Genomic DNA, 17,458 nt, shown 5'->3' on the forward strand with positions numbered 1-17,458 from the left:
TCGATGATTCACACGCGCTTGAAACTGAATTATTCGGGATTCTCCCTGGATGTGGACCTGCAACTGCCCGGCCGCGGAGTGACTGCGCTTTACGGCCATTCCGGCTCGGGTAAAACCACCTGCCTGCGCTGCATCGCCGGTCTGGAGCAGGCCGAGCAGGGTTTTATTCAGGTCAACGATGAAGTCTGGCAGGACAGCGACAAGGGGATTTTCGTCCCGCCACATAAACGCGCCTTGGGTTACGTCTTCCAGGAAGCCAGCCTGTTCCCGCATTTATCGGTGCGGGCCAATCTGGAGTTCGGCCTCAAGCGCATCCCTCGCCAACAGCGCCGGGTCGACATGGCGCATGCCACTGAGTTGCTGGGGATTGGCCATTTGCTCGGCCGTGAGCCGCAGAACCTTTCTGGTGGCGAGCGCCAGCGGATCGGCATCGCTCGCGCCCTGCTCACCAGCCCGAAACTATTGCTGATGGACGAGCCGCTGGCGGCGCTCGATACCCAGCGTAAAAACGAAATCCTGCCGTACCTGCAACGGCTGCACGATGAGCTGGACATCCCCGTGCTGTACGTCAGCCATTCCCAGGATGAAGTCGCGCGGCTCGCCGACCACCTCGTCCTGCTCAGCAACGGCAAGGCTTTGGCCAGCGGCGCCATCGGCGAAACCCTGGCCCGGCTCGATCTGCCGCTGGCGCTGGGTGACGATGCCGGCGTGGTGATTGAAGGACACGTCAGCGCCTATGACGCCAACTATCAGTTGTTGACCTTGCAGCTGCCCAACACGGAGCTGAGCATTCGAGTCGCCCATTCACCTATGGCTGAAGGCCAGGCACTACGCTGCAAGGTCCAGGCGCGGGATGTCAGCCTGAGCCTGCAAGGCGTCGAGCACAGCAGCATTCTCAATCGCCTGCCGGTCACGGTGATCAGTGAAATCGGTGCCGATAACGCCGCTCACGTACTGATCCGCCTGAATGCGGCCGGCACACCGCTGCTGGCGCGGATCACCCGCTACTCCCGGGATCAATTGGGTGTGCACCCTGGACAGCAACTCTGGGCGCAAATCAAAGCGGTGGCGGTGCTGGCATAAAATCTGTCGGCGCTCTCAAGGGATTCTCCAGGCATTCTCTAGGCACCCCGGCAACAGCGCGCGGTCAATGGCTTAACGCCCCATGATTCGTCGCCCAGGATTGCCCGTCATGCCAGATACCGCGTTGCCCGATGTTCTGCCGCCCGACCTGCATTATGTCGATGACCGCCAGCCCGGCATTACCCGCAAGCTCCTGCGCGGCAAGTTTTGCTACTTCGACCCGGCGGGTCAGCGCATTACTGATCAGGATGAAATCAAACGCATCAAAGCACTCGCGGTGCCGCCCGCCTACACCGACGTGTGGATTTGCCCCGACCCGCGCGGCCATCTACAAGCCACCGGCCGCGACGCTCGTGGCCGCAAGCAATACCGTTATCACCCGCGCTGGCGAGAAGTGCGCGATGCCGACAAATATTCGCGTTTGCGGGACTTCGGCCTGGCCCTGCCGAAACTGCGCAAACAGCTTGAAACTCTGTTGGCCGCGCCCGGCTTCAGCCGCGACAAGGTCATGGCCACGGTGATTACCTTGCTCGATGCGACACTGATCCGGGTCGGCAACAGGCAATACGCCCGGGACAATCGTTCCTATGGCCTGACCACTCTGCGTAGCCGTCACGTCGAGGTCAACGGCAGCGCGATCCTGTTCCAGTTTCGCGGCAAGAGCGGCATCGAGCACCAGATCACCGTCAAAGACCGGCGCCTGGCGCGGATCATCAAGCGTTGCCTGGAAATCCCCGGGCAAAACCTCTTTCAGTATCTGGACGAAAACGGCGAGCGGCACACCATCAGTTCCTCCGACGTCAACGCCTACTTGCAGACGCTGACCGGCGCCGATTTCACCGCCAAGGACTACCGCACCTGGGCCGGCAGTGCACTGGCATTGGCAGTGTTGCGCGAATTGCAGTGGGAATCGGAGGCCGACGCGAAGCGGCATGTGGTGGACATGGTCAAGAACGTCGCCCGGCAGTTGGGCAACACCCCGGCGGTTTGTCGCAAGTGCTACATCCACCCCGCCGTCGTCGATGGTTTCATGCAGGGGGCATTGTCCGAACTGCCGCGATCGAGGGGGCGTAAAAGGCTCAAGGCCGAAGAAGTCGCGCTGGCGGTGCTTCTGGATAAGCTGATCGAGACGGCTGAAACACCGTGAGGCGAACTAACCGACGAGCTGACCTGCCCATTTTTTTGCATGATTGCAAAGGGCTTCTATGCTTGACCTGAATACGATTAGCTTCGGTGACGCCATGGAAGACATTTTCGTTGTGAAACGCTGCAACAAGATCATCATTCATGGTCGCCGGGCCGGAGAACCCGATCACCCGCCACCCGATGCTGCCGTCTGGTATCGCATCACCGATACCCGCACTCGCGGCTTCATCGGTGACGGCTTCGATCTCGAAGAGGACGCCGCGCGCGAATGTCGGCGGCTAAACGCGGTCAGTGCGCCGAAGTCCCGGCAGGCCTGAAGCCGGCTCCTTCATTTTGGGAGCCGCGCAGCATTCGAAATGACTGCCCCAATCGCGCTTCTAACTATTAGACGAGTTCATCCCTGCCAGTCGTCCGAGTAGTGCAGATGCCGCCTCGATCTGTTCGGATGCAACCCATTCGGTTGCATCTTGTGCAACAGAGCGCACCGACGTAACGGCATGGCCCAAGAGCTCGCGTCCAGAATCCGTGAGTGTTGCGTAGCCCACTCGTGCATCCCTCGGGTCAGGCTGTCGTGATACCAGGCCCAATTTTTCCAGGGGAAGCAAGCTGCGAGTGACACCTGAAGCGGTCAAGCCCAGGCGCTCAGCCAAATCCACTCGACGCAGCCTGCCACCCGGCGCGCGCTCAAGGTAATAGAGGGTCATGAAATCGGCAAAACTGAGCCCGTGCAAGCCGGACAACACGTTATCAAGGCGCCGCGTCAGAGTGGCATAGGCGCGCGACAATCTGATGCAAAACTCAAGACCTGCGTCCGCGCTGCCATTGTCAGCTGTATTCACGACTGTGCTCATTCTTGCGGCGCTCGCACAAGGTGCGAGTCCGACAGTTCACTGTCGGTCGGACGTTCGAAGCGGGACTCCATTGCCTCAAACATCTGCGGTGTCACATCGAACGAATAGGTTTCCCCCTTCTCCGAATTCCTGCGAAGCACACGTTGCTTGCGAATTGGCAATGGGGCATCGACAAAGTGGAAAAGCACCACATGCCCCGCTTGTTCAACCTTCGCCTTGATCGAATCCCGATCCGTTTTTCGAAGCAAGCCAAGCTCCAGAATGACATCTGTTCCGGTGCCAAGTATTTGTTGTGCGACTGACCAGACCTGCGCCTGGCATCTGGCCACGCGAGGCATGACCCACGCCATGTCCATTCGTTCAGGCACGTCAGCCCCGAACATCGCCTGCATCCACTCGTCAATGGCGAAGCGAACACCGTTGACCTCCGTGGCAAGTTTGCGGGCAAAGGTTGATTTTCCTGAAGCAATCGGGCCGTAAATCAGGTGCGCGGTTCGCTGATCGTTGTTCATGATGGCTTCTGGTTATTGGATGATTAATGCTTGAGTACACAACCATAGCACATGCATCTGGCAACAACATCATCAGGATTGATGTTCAGTGTTCAACCGGGAGCCGATGTTCCGACCGTTACGGCTGCTCAAAAAATCCGGGCACACTATTTCCGGGTCTATACTCAAAGGAGCTGAAGGATCAGCGACCCCATCGGCAGAAAGCTCGCTCCTCGCGGGCTTTTTGTTGCCCTTTGCCCGATTTCTTTGAACGGAGGTGTATGTCATGTCCGAGAAAGAGTCCATCACCACCCTGCTTACCCTGCTTGACTCCCGTCAGGCGCGCCTTGCCGCTGCATGCAAGGAAATCGCCGATTGGGTTGATAACCAAGGGCATCCGACAGCCCTCAGGATTCGCGATCGTCTGAATGACATCGAGAAAGACACGCCGCAGATTCGCAGCGCGTTGTCTTCACTCAAACCTGTCGAGCCGCCGCTGCCTCGGTTCAGATGAATCGACCCAAGTACTTGAGCCAGGCACAAAGCCCCATTCAGGGCACCTGAACGGTGACAATCGTCACCAGGCTTATACCTGCCTGTCATGCGTTACACACCCACCCGGCCAGATTTGCCGGGATTTTTTTGTTCGTGTCTTTCCCATTTCACACGGCCTTCACAACTCATGCCCTACAGTGCATCCACTCCTTTCAAGAAATCCCCTGGCCCGCCCGCATGCGGGCCTTTTTTTTGCCTCCTATATAGCGAACGAACGCCCTCGCCCGTCTGTCGAACGATTACACGTCACGAAGGAGATGCCTCGTGGTCACTCACTTCAAAGTCGGCGGGCACCTGGCCTGCGGACACAAAGGCAGCAACCTGACTTCAAGCCGAATACTGACCCGCGTGAAATGCCGAAGCTGCCGCAACACCGATGCGTTCAAAGAAGCACGCAAAGCCGAACGCAACGCTGCCCGTCGGGCCGCACGCAAAACCAAAGCCGCCCACACCGCCAATGACTGGCGCGCCGCCTGGACCCAGCGACTGATCGAAATGCCCGGGTTGCAAAGACTGCCGCGTGGTTTCACGGGCCAGCCATTCGTGTAGCTGACTCCCGAACCCCGACATGGGGCGCTCGCTATAGGAGAGGAAATACCGATGAACAGACTTCTTCTGCTTCTGATCGTCTGCCTGTGCCCCACGTGGGTGATGGCCCAAGGGTGCGACGTCAAAACCCGATCCCAAAGCCCTTCAGTTCCCGTGATCGAAACGCATTCCTGTTATGAGTACGAAGGCATGCCCGTGGACTCTATCGATTGGTCCTGCAGCAATGAGAGCAAGGAAATGCTGACCAGCACCAAGAAAAAAGTCGCACAGTGCGGCGATCGCTATCGAGCCACCTGCCTGGGTAAATTGACCGCAGAGGCACTGGCCAACCCTCAGTCCATCAGCAAGGACAAGAACAGCAAACCGCTGAACATCCCCGACAATGCCCAAGTCATTACGTATTACTACAGCATCGAGAACCTGCCGCAGGCCAAGATCGATTGCGAAACCGGTGGTGGGAAATGGACGGAGAAGTAGCTGTTTTATGAGCTGAAGTTACTCATGGTCGCCGGTGCCATGATTTCACCCAGCGACATGCGTTTGAACGCCTCGACCAGGCGCCGGCCCTCCTCGGGCGCGCAAGAGATGGCCAATCGCATGGTCGCCTCACCCAGGTGCCAGATCAAAAAGGCTGCATCGGTCACTTGCTGCGCATCGCTGTCGGGAAACACTCGCAACATCGCATCGGCCAACAACCCGCCAGCGACACGACTCTCCTCCAGCTCCAACGCCAGAAGCTGTTTGTCCGCCTGCATGCCAGACCAGATATCACGCATCGCAGGCGTAGCCAGAACAATCTCGTAATACTGATCGAGCAGGTCCGAATAGGCTTCGCGCAATCCTTGCGCATCCTCGACCGCAGCCAGTGCCCCTTCGATACAGCGACGACTCTCGGCGTTATAACGCTCGGCCAGCGTGCGGATGATCGAACTCTTATCGGGAAAATATTGATACAGAGAGCCGATAGAAATCTCAGAGCGCTCGGCAATTTCGCTCATCTTCACCTGATCGCTGCCCTTGGTCGCGATCAGTTGAGTCGCCACGCCCAGGATTCGCTCCTGACGCTCGCGGCTGCGTTGCTGCGTGGGATTGCGTCGGGTCGGCTCTGAAACAGATTGTTCGAACCCAGCGGCTGCTTTCTTTCGCACTGGTGGATTTCCCGATTTATAAACATGACAAGCACTCACCTTAGCACCACCTGTCATTGCGCCCAATGGGCAGCAGCCATACGTCGGCTTCTACGATTTTGTCGGTTGACGGTAGAACGTGAGCGTTTATCATCTTTTAAACATGAGCATCACTCACATTAACCGATGGAGATGAACGCGATGACAGCCACCCAAGAGACAATTCTGATCCTCGGCGCCACAGGCAAAACCGGGCGACGGATCACCCAACGACTCAAAGCGGCCGGACAGCCGGTGCGCGAGGGGTCGCGCGCGGCGAATCCACCGTTCGACTGGGAGGATCAAACCACGTGGAATGCCGCGCTGGAGGGAATCCACGCCGTTTACATCGCCTATCAACCAGACCTCGCCGTCCCCGGTGCCCTCGAAACCGTCCAGGCGTTTACCGATCTGGCCGTCAAAAGCGGCGTCAGCAAACTGGTCCTGCTGTCCGGGCGTGGTGAAGTCGAAGCGGAACAAGCTGAACGAGTGATACAAAACAGCGGCGTCGACTGGACCATCCTGCGTGCCAGCTGGTTCAGCCAGAACTTCAGCGAGGCGCACTTTCTGGAGCCGGTTCTTCAGGGAGAACTGGCACTGCCCGTGGGGAACATTGCAGAGCCCTTCGTCGATGCAGAAGACATCGCCGAAATCGCTGTCGAGGCGCTGACCAAACCCGGCCATTCAAGCCAGCTCTATGAACTGACGGGGCCGCGAGCATTGACCTTTGCCGAAGCCGTCAATGAAATCGCCCGCGAGACCCAACGCGATATCCGTTTTGTCGCCGTACCGCCGCAGGCTTATCGGCAGGCGCTGGAACAGGAGCAACTGCCCGCTCAGTTGATCGACCTGGTGCTGTATCTGTTCACAACGGTACTCGATGGCCGCAATACACCGATTGCCGACGGTGTGCAGCGTGCACTGGGCCGGCCTGCGCGGGACTTCACCGATTATGTTCGGCGCACGGCAGTTACGGGGGGTTGGGGTGGCGAAAGCTGAAATTGCAGAGGAAGGAGTCTGTCAAAAATTGCCAGGCTGAGGATTCAAGAAATGCGTGGTGCCATCGTGCCCGACCCAGCGGGGACCACGAGATTAGATCAGTCGAGCCACCAAGGCGACGACGACAAAAGTCGCCAGGGCCAACGCGGCACCGATACTGAACGGCAGCAGAGTAGCGCGGGTGGCGGTCGGGGCCGGGCTGCGCATTTCTTCGGCCAGCGCGGCCACATCGCGGTGCAGCTGCTCAATGCTGGCTTGATTCGTAGGTTGTATGGACATACTGCGTCTTCCTTTGCAGGTCACGGGTCGCGTCTGCTGTGTGAACCCATGTTAGGCAATGTGGGCTGCGCAACGGCAAAACTCAAGAACCGCCGATGGATGGCCCCGCGGCCGCGAATACTGGTGCTCAGAGCTTGGTCCAAAGGCCAACAGCGGCGACGATGGCGGTCACCATACCAGCCCCCACCGCGAACGGATACCAGAAGGTCTCTTGCTTGAGCTTGCCTTCCTCCGCCATGAATTTGCGGGTTTCGGCCATGAACTTTCGGATCTCGACTTGTAATTTATCGAGCTCGAGATTGTCGCGGTCGTTTTGTAACATGAGTTAATCCTTTCGGATTTTGCTGTTCTAAAGGTTCTCGCCAAACTGTCGGCGATTTCTACCATTTCCTGCCCTCTCAATATTTCTTATTAATCCATTCCGGAATAGCGGATAACTCCCGCCTAAATCGTAGGAAAAATCCGAGAGTTGGGTAAGGAGGTATGCGTGCTGTATTTGAAGGCGGCGGCTATCGCCGCGATCAGTTTGGGGCATGGCACTGAGCAGCCACCGGCTGAATCCGCGGCGTCGATAAGGACTGACTTCACCGGCCGCGCCGATGGTCTGTCGATCAGCTTTGAGCAGCACCTGCTGGGTTCCAGGATCAAGTTCAATGAAGCTGGCGGCACGCTGACGCTGTGCGGACTTCCCCGCCAGCTCACCGATCAGCTCAAACGCGCAGCTGGCTAATCTCTCTTATGGCTACAGACGTTTCTGTTCAATGAGTGCTTGAGCTATTGTGTCCAACTCTTCATGGGCTGCAAGCTCGTCAGTCCAGCGCCCTGCCACCTCTTGGTAATACTCGACCGCTTTGGGGCTATCACCCTCTGGCTGAATAGGGCCGAGAAACGCCACCTGCGGGGGACCATCCTTTTGTGGGCCGAACGTGATCCACACTTTTGGGTCGCTCTCTGGGTAACCGTACGAATCCCAATAAGCCATATCGACTCTCCTCAATCCGGTCTCACGCCGGGTCCATCAACCAATAGTCCACAAATACACTTCACGCCAGCCGGCGAGGCCCGGCGCCTGACTGGAAAGCAATTATGATCCCTTCCCACCAGATACTGGTTGGCAGCAGGTTGCAGCCTGACCAACCCTCACCTTTTTCAGGCGTTCTCCACAATCAGTTGATGCTTTGTAGTCTCTACACGCGTAATCGCAGGCACTTGGCCCTGCTGAGAGTGGATCATCAGATATTGCTGGGTGCGCTCAGTATCAAAGACCTGATTGGCTGCCTCCATCTCCTCAATCAACTGCCGATTGACTGAGTAGTAACCACAGCTCGCACATTTAAACTCATCAAAACTGCCTACTGGATAAGCCTTCTCGGCGGTATCTCCGCATACGACGCAGACAGTGATGCTCATACGCACCTCCGTTGAATGATCTATCAACTGTAGCTGATCCCGAAAGCGCGGAGAGTATGCAGGTCCGAACTGGTCGGTGATTGTTGGGCATGGGAGATTCAGCACCCTGCCGAGCCGGGTTGGAGCGGAGCTCAATTACTTCGCTGACTCCATCCGATCAGCATAAACGCGGCTCCCGGAATCCAGAGTCCAGGACTTTCAACACCCAAACCGCAGACAAACAATGACATCCCCACTACGAACAGCGGCTTTCTAAATACATTTTCCATAATTTCTACCACTCCTTTTAAGAATCACTCCCATTAAATCATAAAGCCTGCCGGTCGGCGGGCGAGGAATCCCCATGACCAAAGAAAATGTATACGACGGACAAATCAGCCCAATGGTCCAAACGGCGAATTGAGGTGACAGGGGAGCTAAAGGTTTTGATTGATCGAATCATGTCCCGCCAGTCAGGACGAGGTCCGCTCGACGTAGCTGATCGTGTCTGAGGATGTCACGCCAATGACAGTGACGATGTTGCGCAGGAGGTTTGATTGGCCAGGGAGGCCGCTGGTGTGTCGAAGCCGACCAGAAACAAACAAGGGTTTGCATTAGCTTTCGCCCGCAAACCCTTGATTTTAGATGGTGCCGAAGCCGGGGTCGAACATAGAGTCTAAAGACCGCCTAATTGCTGGTTTTCTCTACTCTTAGGCTAGGCACATATACCTAAACGTATACCTAAAACGGGAAGTACCCACCTCCGCGCCTCCAGCCAGTTGCCTATTGGGTAATTGCACAGACTTGCCCACCCATTTGCATTCGACCTGACCAGTCACTTGTATCGGATTTGACCAGCACGCTTCGTGGCCATGACCGGCAGAGAACGACCGATTCTGTTGAAAAAGTCGGCCATGGTTTGGTCAACGACGCCTCGGACGGATAGCCCAATCTGCTCAATCAGTTCCGGCAACAGACTCAGCGTAGCTATTCAATCGCCATCGCTCCACCCACCGGCGGCTCTGGGCCGTTCTCGGGGAGCCTACAGAATTCGGAAAAAATCGTACGCTAAGGTGTAGGACTCTAGTGGCGGGCTAGATTCAGAGTTCACCCACCTCTATCCGCCTGGCTCTCGAAGGCCCACGGGCTGTGGCCTATACTGAATCGGTCAATGTGTCCGCAACCAGCATGTAGCACTGAAAGGAATCCCCGCGATATGGCCGATATCGAAAACCCCTCTGAACAGCTTGAAGCGCATATTACCGAGTTGAAAGCGCAGTATCAGCGGTTGCAGGACGATTATGACGATGAAGTTCTTTTGTGCACGGGCCTGCTGCACGCCCTGGCCAATGCAGACTATGGCCTCTGTGAGGCGCTGGTGAAGCACGCCGACTGCTCGGCTGAGCGCAAAGCCGATGCACTGCAATACATCGCCGATGCGCGTGCTGGATATGGCTGAGCGGCTTCGTCATAGATCAACAGCGAGGGTGTCAAAATGTCGAAAGGAGATCGCCTTTTCCGGGGGCCTGAAAGTCATGCTGCGGAAAAACTATCCAGGGATGCACTGGCGCCATTCCTGAAAGATCGAGGCTACGCTGTCATTGACGACAAGCGAATTCAAACGGGCGTGGCCACTCAACAGTTCATCGTCACCCGCACTCCTGATGGCCAGGTACTGAGAATGCGCGTCCGACTGTGCTGGAGGCGCGATGGACGAAACCCCAACGAGAAGAAGTACTCCGCGGCTCAACTGGCGGCGCATCTGCGGTCGGGCGGATGGGATGCGACACTGGAGCACATCACCACCCGAGACACGAAGCGCGGGCTCACTCACAATCTGCTTTTACAGCGTGACGGAGGCGCCATTATCTTCGCCGCGCTCATTCCTATCGAAAGTCTGCACAATATCTGGAACCGCCAGCGAGAGGTTAGCGATGACCTGCAACGCCGTGGATTGAAGGGACGAGCACAGAAGAATCACGCTCAGAACGGCACCAGCCCGACTCTGTGGTTGCAGGATGACCGGACACCTGACGGACACGAGGTGGCCGATGCACTATGGCAGTGGCCGGGTGTGATCGATTTAGCCAAGCTCACTCCCCATGCAGTGAAGTCGCTACTGGTCGATGATACCTATGACGACTGCCCGACGCCGGACTACTCGACTCTGGGCCGGGATGAAGGCGAGCGTATGCCCGTGCTTCGCTCGGAGGTCCGTCGCGATCCGCATGTACGTCGAGCTGTACTCGAAAGGGCCGGGTTTGCGTGCGAGCGTGAGAATTGTGGCAAGCGCCGGGACTTCCCTGGCTTCCTGGATGTTCATCACATCTTAGGGGCCGAGAAGTCAGATCGTGTTTACAACTGTGTGGCCCTGTGCCCGTGCTGTCACCGCGAAGCGCACTATGCGCCATATGCGGATGAACTCAACAAGCAGCTACTTACATACGCCAAGAGGCTCGGCTGAACCACTCCGCAGTGTGAGGGGCCACTACACCTGTGGGGCCAAGGGGTTAAGCGGCGGCAGGCAGTCCTTAAACTTTGTCTGGATGACTCGCATCGGGTTGATGCAGCAATCATTGCCAGTGAGGATCGCCGCGAGCATGCCCGTCATGGTCATCAAGCCGTTGGAGTTCCGCAGGACTTGCAGTACGAGTTGGGTAGGATAGCCCTCCAGGTGCCGACGCAGCGGGTGAATGCCGCTGTGCACATAGGAATTCATCGCCGACCAGGAAATGTCTTTGAACTGGATCAGCATGGATGAGGCCCCAACCGGAGCCTTCTTCACGATAGCCTCTGTCATCTCCCCAACTTGGGGGAGTTTATTGGCTACCCGCGCGCTTTCCTCTGTCAGCGGTGCCATGAGCTTTTGGATGGCCAGGTCACTCGCAGCGTACAACATCCACATCGCCCTGGTGAGAGCTTCAAACTGGAGGCGTAGCGCCGACATCGCGGTGGTTGGACTGCCATGCTCGAACAGAATGCGTAGTGCCTGAGCGTGTTCTAGGGCGACTCCACAGGCAATCATCGAAGCCTCAAACCGCTCGCCGGGATGTGTGGGGACGCCTTCGAGCAGTCGCAGGATCTCGGCCTGTAGATCAGCCGAGCGGGTGAGCATTTCCTCAAGCGTCATATCGGACTTCCCTGATGCGGTATTGAAGAAGTTCGGAGTTGAGGCAATCCAGCCCCATACCGTTGAGGCACTGATCTGAACTGATGAGAGTCGGTCATCTCGCAGGTTAAGGAAGACGAGTAGCCAACTGCCAAGTGGCCTCCATCTCTTTCATCGCTTTGTTCTTTTGGAGTTGGAGGCGCTCATGCGCTGTGTGGACAAGCACTCTCACCTCCCCAAACCGTGCAGCAGCCGACGTAAGTGCTTTGCAGGGGCCCATGTTGGGTATGACATCTCCAAGTTTGACGGTGGACATGCCAAGGCAGTTACCATTGAAGACCATCATTCGGATGTTGAGAGATGCCTCTTCCCGGGTCATATTCTCAATTGTCGTATCGATCGAGTCTCCGGTATTCCGGATCGCGGGCTCGGAGGCGAAAACTTGCGCCAATGCAGCCTCGGCCTGAGCGCTCTGCACACTATTAAGACGCTGCGCAAAACGCAGCTTGTCACTGATATCGTTGCTTGCGCGAGTGAAGTAAGAAATGAAGCGGGGCGTATCGTCGATTTGCTTTCTGGCCCTCTTCACATACGCATTCAGCGCCTCTTCGAGAGCCAGCGCGGACCGGTCCAAGGTTTCGACCTGATCAGCCCGTAACTTCTCAGTTCTAATCGACTGGCCGGCCTGTGCCAACCTTTCTGCTTCAGTATTGAAGTCTGCGACACTGCCGCGCGCGAAATGAGCGCTGGCTACAGCGCCGGCGCTGCCGACTAGATTTAGCTCCAACGTTGATGCGGTGACCGTTCCACTGAGGTTCCGACTGATTGGGAGACCGGCCAGGGACACAGTGAGGGTCAGACTCTCACCATCAACGACTCCACTTACGTTTGCTATCGACGTTTCTATCCCTCCACCGCTTTTGACAGCTAGTTGCTGCCATGTTCCGATGATCTTTCCGTCCTGGGCCTGAGTAAGTTGCAAGAACTCAGCGCTTGATGAGTCTTTGGCCACGTAACTACCTGAAATTGAGCGGTCAAAGCACGCCGAAAGCGATATCGCAATGGACATGATCACTAGAATGCGTACCGGGCTTCCCATTCCACTCCCTCCCCCTAGACAAAACCAGTATAGGGGCTGCTGGAGCAGCCTCAAGGCGTACGATTTTTTCTTAGCGTACGATTTTTTCCGAATTCTGTAGGCACCCCTTCCCTGCCGATCATGGCCACGAAGCGTGCTGGTCAAGTCCGATGCAAGTGACTGGTCAGAACGAATGCAAACGGGTGGTCAAGTGGAGTGTAATTTCGCACCTATCGTGCCGGCGTCCTCCCCCGTTTCACCGTCGCCGGGCGGCACTAGTGATCCATCAGCGCCCTCGCCATTTCGGGATGGCGGTTAGGAATGCGAATTTTGAAGAGATGGAAAAATAGTTTGGGTGCGGAGGCTGATACTGCGAACACTTAGACTTTTGACGCAGCGCCTCCCGACATTCCCTTATACTTGCCCAAGACGGCCATTTTCCTAAAAAACTACGAATTAATGGTTGAAACGGACAGGGACCGGTCCTTGAGGCGATGGCTCCAGACTTTTGACCTCCCCCTCCCTAATGGCTTTATGGAGCAGTATCAACTGTCTCTCATGTAAACAAAAAAACTTAGCCCCTCAGGCCCCTTGGTTTCGTATTTCGAGGGGTAACCGGGCAAATTCGAAATCACCCGATACAATCCGCAAACTCCAAACGCCCGCGACGTTCGCTCTGAACTGCACGCCTAAGCATTGAGAGAAATTAGCAACCGGCCGGTCCGCTCCTCGGACCACCGTAAAGGGAAGTCTAAAAACCTCCTGCCCGTCCGGATCATCAACAACCATGTAAAAGGTGAGTAAAAGAGAATCTGGAACCTGCCCCATAGAGCCAACCACGGCCGTTGGCCAAAAAATATCTGCTGGCAACTGCGGACAAACCCAGCACTCTGCGGCACCTCCCAAGACATAAAGCAGACCGTTTTTTGTATGGAATGCATCTGCAACCATGAGCATTGATACATTAAGCCCTGAGTCGATTTCTGCTGACGTCACCTCCCGAGCTCCAGGAGGAATTGAAAAACCTGAATCACCTCTCACCCCTCCTTTAGCTACGATAGATCTAACTATCTTTCCGTCAGATGTGACAAATCGCAGCTCTGAGTTCCCCCCGTTACTAGAATGCTCTCCGGGATGTTGTCCAGGACGTCCACCCTCGCCAACGTGCACTTCCATGGCCAACAATCCTTCCGGAGAATCGAGCTCGTCTACGGAGAGCGTCGTGATAACTATCTCTCCTCCACCGCCCCCACTGCCACCTGTAGCATTTTCACCTTCCGCGCCTGCTCCACCGCCACCCGCTCCAGGGTATTCACCAGAGGGCAATTTGTATTCGAAAGCTTCTTCGTGATGCCAGATGCTTTCATAACGAATGTCCCCACCAGGACCTCCCGGACCTGCTACCGCATTCTTTCCTACAGCTCCACCACCTCCCCCTCCAGCACCCGGTGCATTGCCGCCTAAACCACCAAGGTTCAATACAGAGTTAATTATCGTGGTGCCCTCGTCAGAGGCGCGCAAAGCCTCATCTGCCATATCGGAAGTAAGCATCCAACCTTGACCTCCAATAGCGTCAAACTCCTTAAGTTGCTCCTGCTTCCAAGCCTTAAGCAGTTGAGGAGGAAAGGCATCAGCTCTATTAGGTCGATCAATTTCCCACGCATGCTCAAGACATAGTATTAAGAGATTGCTTATTGAGCGATTTTCTTTTTCCGTCATTTCCGCATCCCAACGCTCGCCGCCTTCACTACGAGCACATATATGGGCAACATTAGAGTTCAAAGAGCGCTCACCTGTTTCTGAGTCAACCTTATATAGAGGTCGCCGACAAGATGGGTATGCGCATCGGAATGCGTTGGCATATAGTTCTTTAACTGTCGTTTGAGAAGGCCGCCGGTGCTCAATAGGCATAACTATTTCCTTATTTTTTTATCATCCGTCGCTGCTGACGCTTCATCATATTTATTAATTTTACTGTTGACTGATCAAGCACATCTTCTTGACCGAGCGTTAACAATAGTACTGGATGCTTGCCACGACCGCGATTAATCATTAATCGCCCAAGAAATGCTGCTGCTCTAAGATTATCTTTGAATTCCCGTCTTAGGCAACGCTTTAGCCCTCCAGCCAGCAAGTCAGCCAACTGAACCCCGAAGTCGTCCTTCGAATTCACAAACTGAATATCCTCCCTTATTAGCTTCTGGATATCCAATACATCATCCAGGTTAACTTCAATATTATAGTCATCTTTGAGATAGGTTGGCTGCTCTCCTTCCGGAACATCATACCGCACCATATGGCTGTAATCGAAGCCTTGGACCCTTGGCATAGGGTCGTCCAGAGACATTGTTTGCAAGTAACCTGGACTGAGATTTTCGAAGACTTCTTCGTATTTGGTCTTTCTACTTGGCTCCTTTTGATCCACGCGCCATACAAACGCGGCTAAAGACTCTGGGCTGTACTGTGCGTAGTAATTGACGGCTTGCGAAACCACCGAGTGCATCAACATTATCTGGCAGGTAAACTGAATATAGAGCTGATTAGAAAGCCTTCTAACTTGATCAGAAACACTCTTAATTCCTTCACGCGCGCATTGATGAACCATTTTATCTATATATTTCACCAATGCATCAGCGCTTGAACTCTTATGATCACTTACAGCCTCAGGGGTGTTGAGATGAGCGTTTGTTGCTAAACCATACAGCGTACAATTCAGTCTTTCGAAGCGTACAAGTAGACGAAAATAACTCATTTCATCTACTCCCTTTCCTAGCTTCAATTCATCAGTTGGAGCGACCCCATTCTCTGCTTTAAAATCCTTAAGCGCGTTTTCGGCGGCCTCCATCGCCTCGTCCAAAATGACAACGGCGCAAATTGTGCTCCAAGCATGAGGCTTTGGTGTAAAGGTAAAACTCCCTGATTCATCTATAAAAATGTGCATAGCCCCCCTCTACCATGATCGGTCATGGATGCTTTGTATGGAAAAAATACAATTCTCGAGCCTTATGAAATTATTCAATTACCGCATCATCACATGAAGACTCATTTACCATCGCATAGAACGATAACAACAAACTTAGGAGTATAATATATTTCATTTTATCTTCGGTTAATAGGCAATATGGGGTAGGCCACGATTGCTATGCCTTGTGAAGCAGAGAAAACATAGTCTGCCCCCTAATTGATGAGCGACGCGAGGGACTTTTACCAGTTGTTAGGTTCTGCCACGCAACGCCTCCAACGCATCTGGCGCGAATTTCTTCGTATGAGCGTATCCCTGAATATGCCTAGCTAGAATTGACGTCGCTTCTCTGAAACACTCCAGGATTTCTACCCAACTGAACTCAGGGAATTTCAAATCAGAATCAGAGATCAGGAACTCAATGGTTCGGTCTTCTTCCACGAAGTGAGAGATCGCATCGTTGATATGTGAGCCCGAGAAGTGAACGTATCCCGAGAGGTTTGCATAGACATCAGGCAGCCATGGATGCTCGTTTTTGTGCATTTCAACAAGATATGCATCCGTGAGTCTCTTGCCATTTCTGTCTGTCAACTTGTCGATGCGTGCGCCCTCGAATACCCTTGTGGCAAAGGCGTGCGGTTCCGAGACTAACCACGCGGCCGAGAATCGTAGCGCCGTATCGATGTGCATTCGAAGTAATGAGCGTGCACAGACCATGTTCCATGCCCGGACCATTGCAGTAACGGCACTCGCAGTGCTTAAACCCCTCTTGATGGCAGCAAACACCATCCAGTCAAGTGGGAACATCGGGCTGCCAGAGGGGCCGACAACCTGCATACCAAATTTCAGCAATGCGTCGCTGTCTCGCTCGAGCGCCTGTAACAGTGCTTCGACGTGTTCACCTTGTGGCGTGTGGTCACTGTTCATGCCTGAGGCACCTAATGTTCAGGGCGGGCTTTAGCCCGTCCCGAGTGATCGAAGCGAACGGCCTTGAGCCGCTTGTTAGAGAGCAGACTAATCGAACTTCAGGCCGGCCTTGATTAACGCGAGTTTTTCTCGTTCCGCAGCTTCCGCTGCCGCCTGTGTGGCCACTTTTTGTTGCGTATGCGCTAGATGTTGCCGATAGACCTGGTTTGTCTCGGCAATTACCTTATTTAACTCAGGAATGTGATCATTTTTCAGATCATCAGGCACACAATAAATTTCAAGGCGCTTGCCTGACACAGAAGCGTTGCGCTTCATCATGTAGAACTGTTGCAGCCAACGTTGATTGAAGTAATTTGACCATTCATATGGAGCCGAGGCAGAAAGACTAAGGACAACGTGCATCAGCGCCGAACTTGGGTCGCTCTTGTAGGATGTTTTATCGTCCAACGACACGATCTTGATGTCTTCAAATTCGGTCATCATGAAACTCTCCTTTGTTCTCTAACTATTATTAGTCGACCGTTATGTCGTAAAACGTTGTTTTTCGTCCTGTAAGCCCTTGTTTTCCTGAGGTGATCACGGTGAGCGCGACACTATCCGAGGAGAAACACGACGCGGATGGCAAGGCCAAACTGCTAGATCAGTGTAGACGGCAAATCAAACAATGCTGGCGACATGCCAGACAGCTTTCCATTGGCCGCTTCTGGCCGGGCAGATGTGCTCGACGGGGCGCCAACACACGTTTTCGCCGTTGGCTTCGACCGACAGGCGGGCCCAACGCAAACAGTCCAAGGCGGCCATAGTTAAAATTCCTCGAGATCGGGTAATTCATAGGCCTGTCCGACTCCCGTTAGATACACGTCCGACTCCTGTC

The 17,458-nt window shown here is 54.9% G+C and carries 24 protein-coding genes; 10 read left to right on the plus strand and 14 right to left on the minus strand.

Annotation, left to right across the window (positions count from 1 at the left end; translation table 11 throughout):
* The first annotated feature begins 3 nt into the window (after positions 1-3).
* The 3 genes from modC to NHU87_RS18005 all read left to right on the plus strand — a co-directional run bounded on the left by modC (position 4) and on the right by NHU87_RS18005 (position 2,546).
* Positions 4-1,083, plus strand: coding sequence for a molybdenum ABC transporter ATP-binding protein (gene modC, locus NHU87_RS17995; RefSeq protein WP_253551352.1), 1,080 nt, complete (start codon positions 4-6; stop codon positions 1,081-1,083).
* 109 nt (positions 1,084-1,192) lie between these two features.
* Positions 1,193-2,230 (plus strand): DNA topoisomerase IB, encoded by a 1,038-nt coding sequence (locus NHU87_RS18000; protein WP_253551353.1) that lies wholly within the window; start codon positions 1,193-1,195, stop codon positions 2,228-2,230.
* 58 nt (positions 2,231-2,288) lie between these two features.
* Positions 2,289-2,546 carry a hypothetical protein gene (locus NHU87_RS18005; RefSeq protein ID WP_253551354.1) on the plus strand — a complete coding sequence of 86 codons (258 nt, stop codon included), beginning with the start codon at positions 2,289-2,291 and terminating at the stop codon, positions 2,544-2,546.
* A 60-nt stretch (positions 2,547-2,606) separates the two neighbouring features.
* Here NHU87_RS18005 and NHU87_RS18010 read toward each other — a convergent pair whose 3' ends face one another.
* Both NHU87_RS18010 and NHU87_RS18015 read right to left on the minus strand, forming a co-directional pair.
* Positions 2,607-3,068 carry a MarR family winged helix-turn-helix transcriptional regulator gene (locus NHU87_RS18010; protein WP_253551355.1) on the minus strand — a complete coding sequence of 154 codons (462 nt, stop codon included), beginning with the start codon at positions 3,066-3,068 and terminating at the stop codon, positions 2,607-2,609.
* Between the two features lie 8 nt (positions 3,069-3,076).
* Positions 3,077-3,592 (minus strand): AAA family ATPase, encoded by a 516-nt coding sequence (locus NHU87_RS18015; RefSeq protein ID WP_253551356.1) that lies wholly within the window; start codon positions 3,590-3,592, stop codon positions 3,077-3,079.
* Between the two features lie 265 nt (positions 3,593-3,857).
* Here NHU87_RS18015 and NHU87_RS18020 point away from each other — a divergent pair, with 265 nt between their 5' ends.
* From NHU87_RS18020 to NHU87_RS18030, 3 genes are all read left to right on the plus strand, one after another.
* Entirely contained in the window at positions 3,858-4,085 is a 228-nt protein-coding gene (locus NHU87_RS18020; RefSeq protein WP_253551357.1) for a hypothetical protein, read from the plus strand.
* 305 nt (positions 4,086-4,390) lie between these two features.
* Positions 4,391-4,675 (plus strand): hypothetical protein, encoded by a 285-nt coding sequence (locus NHU87_RS18025; protein ID WP_253551358.1) that lies wholly within the window; start codon positions 4,391-4,393, stop codon positions 4,673-4,675.
* Positions 4,676-4,726: 51 nt separating this feature from the next.
* The gene (locus NHU87_RS18030) at positions 4,727-5,152 is read left to right on the plus strand and encodes a hypothetical protein (protein WP_253551359.1); all 426 of its coding nucleotides are present in this window, start codon (positions 4,727-4,729) and stop codon (positions 5,150-5,152) included.
* A 5-nt stretch (positions 5,153-5,157) separates the two neighbouring features.
* Here NHU87_RS18030 and NHU87_RS18035 read toward each other — a convergent pair whose 3' ends face one another.
* Positions 5,158-5,823, minus strand: a complete 666-nt coding sequence (locus tag NHU87_RS18035; protein ID WP_253551360.1) for a TetR/AcrR family transcriptional regulator — start codon at positions 5,821-5,823, stop codon at positions 5,158-5,160.
* 180 nt (positions 5,824-6,003) lie between these two features.
* On the opposite strand from NHU87_RS18035, the gene NHU87_RS18040 reads away from it, so the two are divergent.
* Entirely contained in the window at positions 6,004-6,840 is an 837-nt protein-coding gene (locus tag NHU87_RS18040; protein ID WP_253551361.1) for an NAD(P)H-binding protein, read from the plus strand.
* A 93-nt stretch (positions 6,841-6,933) separates the two neighbouring features.
* Here NHU87_RS18040 and NHU87_RS18045 read toward each other — a convergent pair whose 3' ends face one another.
* Positions 6,934-7,119 carry a hypothetical protein gene (locus NHU87_RS18045; RefSeq protein ID WP_253551362.1) on the minus strand — a complete coding sequence of 62 codons (186 nt, stop codon included), beginning with the start codon at positions 7,117-7,119 and terminating at the stop codon, positions 6,934-6,936.
* A gap of 127 nt (positions 7,120-7,246) precedes the next feature.
* The gene (locus NHU87_RS18050) at positions 7,247-7,441 is read right to left on the minus strand and encodes a hypothetical protein (protein WP_253551363.1); all 195 of its coding nucleotides are present in this window, start codon (positions 7,439-7,441) and stop codon (positions 7,247-7,249) included.
* A 165-nt stretch (positions 7,442-7,606) separates the two neighbouring features.
* On the opposite strand from NHU87_RS18050, the gene NHU87_RS28685 reads away from it, so the two are divergent.
* Complete coding sequence (locus NHU87_RS28685) at positions 7,607-7,849, plus strand: nucleoid-associated protein (protein ID WP_437180839.1); 243 nt, start codon at positions 7,607-7,609, stop codon at positions 7,847-7,849.
* A 12-nt stretch (positions 7,850-7,861) separates the two neighbouring features.
* Here NHU87_RS28685 and NHU87_RS18060 read toward each other — a convergent pair whose 3' ends face one another.
* Together NHU87_RS18060 and NHU87_RS18065 are read right to left on the minus strand one after the other, a co-directional pair.
* Positions 7,862-8,101: a hypothetical protein gene (locus NHU87_RS18060; protein ID WP_253551364.1), complete on the minus strand. Its 240-nt coding sequence runs from the start codon at positions 8,099-8,101 to the stop codon at positions 7,862-7,864.
* A gap of 167 nt (positions 8,102-8,268) precedes the next feature.
* Positions 8,269-8,529 (minus strand): hypothetical protein, encoded by a 261-nt coding sequence (locus NHU87_RS18065; RefSeq protein ID WP_253551365.1) that lies wholly within the window; start codon positions 8,527-8,529, stop codon positions 8,269-8,271.
* 1,195 nt (positions 8,530-9,724) lie between these two features.
* On the opposite strand from NHU87_RS18065, the gene NHU87_RS18075 reads away from it, so the two are divergent.
* Positions 9,725-9,967: a hypothetical protein gene (locus tag NHU87_RS18075; protein ID WP_046064449.1), complete on the plus strand. Its 243-nt coding sequence runs from the start codon at positions 9,725-9,727 to the stop codon at positions 9,965-9,967.
* Positions 9,968-10,003: 36 nt separating this feature from the next.
* A complete protein-coding gene (locus tag NHU87_RS18080) occupies positions 10,004-10,972 on the plus strand; it encodes an HNH endonuclease signature motif containing protein (RefSeq protein ID WP_253551366.1) in 969 nt (322 codons plus the stop codon).
* A gap of 24 nt (positions 10,973-10,996) precedes the next feature.
* On the opposite strand, the gene NHU87_RS18085 is transcribed toward NHU87_RS18080, so the two are convergent.
* From NHU87_RS18085 to NHU87_RS18115, 7 genes are all read right to left on the minus strand, one after another.
* Entirely contained in the window at positions 10,997-11,638 is a 642-nt protein-coding gene (locus NHU87_RS18085; RefSeq protein ID WP_253551367.1) for a DUF6988 family protein, read from the minus strand.
* 106 nt (positions 11,639-11,744) lie between these two features.
* Positions 11,745-12,716: a hypothetical protein gene (locus NHU87_RS18090; RefSeq protein WP_253551368.1), complete on the minus strand. Its 972-nt coding sequence runs from the start codon at positions 12,714-12,716 to the stop codon at positions 11,745-11,747.
* A 561-nt stretch (positions 12,717-13,277) separates the two neighbouring features.
* Positions 13,278-14,606 carry a glycine-rich domain-containing protein gene (locus tag NHU87_RS18095; RefSeq protein ID WP_253551369.1) on the minus strand — a complete coding sequence of 443 codons (1,329 nt, stop codon included), beginning with the start codon at positions 14,604-14,606 and terminating at the stop codon, positions 13,278-13,280.
* Positions 14,607-14,616: 10 nt separating this feature from the next.
* Positions 14,617-15,636 (minus strand): DUF3800 domain-containing protein, encoded by a 1,020-nt coding sequence (locus NHU87_RS18100; RefSeq protein ID WP_253551370.1) that lies wholly within the window; start codon positions 15,634-15,636, stop codon positions 14,617-14,619.
* 273 nt (positions 15,637-15,909) lie between these two features.
* Positions 15,910-16,584 carry a hypothetical protein gene (locus NHU87_RS18105; RefSeq protein ID WP_253551371.1) on the minus strand — a complete coding sequence of 225 codons (675 nt, stop codon included), beginning with the start codon at positions 16,582-16,584 and terminating at the stop codon, positions 15,910-15,912.
* An 87-nt stretch (positions 16,585-16,671) separates the two neighbouring features.
* Positions 16,672-17,067 (minus strand): hypothetical protein, encoded by a 396-nt coding sequence (locus tag NHU87_RS18110; RefSeq protein ID WP_253551372.1) that lies wholly within the window; start codon positions 17,065-17,067, stop codon positions 16,672-16,674.
* 174 nt (positions 17,068-17,241) lie between these two features.
* Complete coding sequence (locus tag NHU87_RS18115; protein WP_253551373.1) at positions 17,242-17,385, minus strand: hypothetical protein; 144 nt, start codon at positions 17,383-17,385, stop codon at positions 17,242-17,244.
* Between the last annotated feature and the right edge of the window lie 73 nt (positions 17,386-17,458).

This window comes from Pseudomonas mandelii, from assembly GCF_024138395.1.
Classification (GTDB): Bacteria; Pseudomonadota; Gammaproteobacteria; order Pseudomonadales; family Pseudomonadaceae; genus Aquipseudomonas; species Aquipseudomonas mandelii_E.

Coding starts and splice junctions, on each gene's coding strand:
- NHU87_RS18015 (WP_253551356.1), bottom strand. CDS start 3,592: ATGAACAACGATCAGCGAACCGCGCACCTGATTTACGGCCCGATTGCT.
- NHU87_RS18100 (WP_253551370.1), bottom strand. CDS start 15,636: ATGCACATTTTTATAGATGAATCAGGGAGTTTTACCTTTACACCAAAG.
- NHU87_RS18045 (WP_253551362.1), bottom strand. CDS start 7,119: ATGTCCATACAACCTACGAATCAAGCCAGCATTGAGCAGCTGCACCGC.
- NHU87_RS18020 (WP_253551357.1), top strand. CDS start 3,858: ATGTCCGAGAAAGAGTCCATCACCACCCTGCTTACCCTGCTTGACTCC.
- NHU87_RS18095 (WP_253551369.1), bottom strand. CDS start 14,606: ATGCCTATTGAGCACCGGCGGCCTTCTCAAACGACAGTTAAAGAACTA.
- NHU87_RS18080 (WP_253551366.1), top strand. CDS start 10,004: ATGTCGAAAGGAGATCGCCTTTTCCGGGGGCCTGAAAGTCATGCTGCG.
- NHU87_RS18110 (WP_253551372.1), bottom strand. CDS start 17,067: ATGATGACCGAATTTGAAGACATCAAGATCGTGTCGTTGGACGATAAA.
- NHU87_RS18115 (WP_253551373.1), bottom strand. CDS start 17,385: ATGGCCGCCTTGGACTGTTTGCGTTGGGCCCGCCTGTCGGTCGAAGCC.
- NHU87_RS18060 (WP_253551364.1), bottom strand. CDS start 8,101: ATGGCTTATTGGGATTCGTACGGTTACCCAGAGAGCGACCCAAAAGTG.
- NHU87_RS18085 (WP_253551367.1), bottom strand. CDS start 11,638: ATGACGCTTGAGGAAATGCTCACCCGCTCGGCTGATCTACAGGCCGAG.
- modC (WP_253551352.1), top strand. CDS start 4: ATGATTCACACGCGCTTGAAACTGAATTATTCGGGATTCTCCCTGGAT.
- NHU87_RS18090 (WP_253551368.1), bottom strand. CDS start 12,716: ATGGGAAGCCCGGTACGCATTCTAGTGATCATGTCCATTGCGATATCG.
- NHU87_RS18065 (WP_253551365.1), bottom strand. CDS start 8,529: ATGAGCATCACTGTCTGCGTCGTATGCGGAGATACCGCCGAGAAGGCT.
- NHU87_RS18040 (WP_253551361.1), top strand. CDS start 6,004: ATGACAGCCACCCAAGAGACAATTCTGATCCTCGGCGCCACAGGCAAA.
- NHU87_RS18075 (WP_046064449.1), top strand. CDS start 9,725: ATGGCCGATATCGAAAACCCCTCTGAACAGCTTGAAGCGCATATTACC.
- NHU87_RS18005 (WP_253551354.1), top strand. CDS start 2,289: ATGCTTGACCTGAATACGATTAGCTTCGGTGACGCCATGGAAGACATT.
- NHU87_RS18030 (WP_253551359.1), top strand. CDS start 4,727: ATGAACAGACTTCTTCTGCTTCTGATCGTCTGCCTGTGCCCCACGTGG.
- NHU87_RS18000 (WP_253551353.1), top strand. CDS start 1,193: ATGCCAGATACCGCGTTGCCCGATGTTCTGCCGCCCGACCTGCATTAT.
- NHU87_RS18050 (WP_253551363.1), bottom strand. CDS start 7,441: ATGTTACAAAACGACCGCGACAATCTCGAGCTCGATAAATTACAAGTC.
- NHU87_RS18105 (WP_253551371.1), bottom strand. CDS start 16,584: ATGAACAGTGACCACACGCCACAAGGTGAACACGTCGAAGCACTGTTA.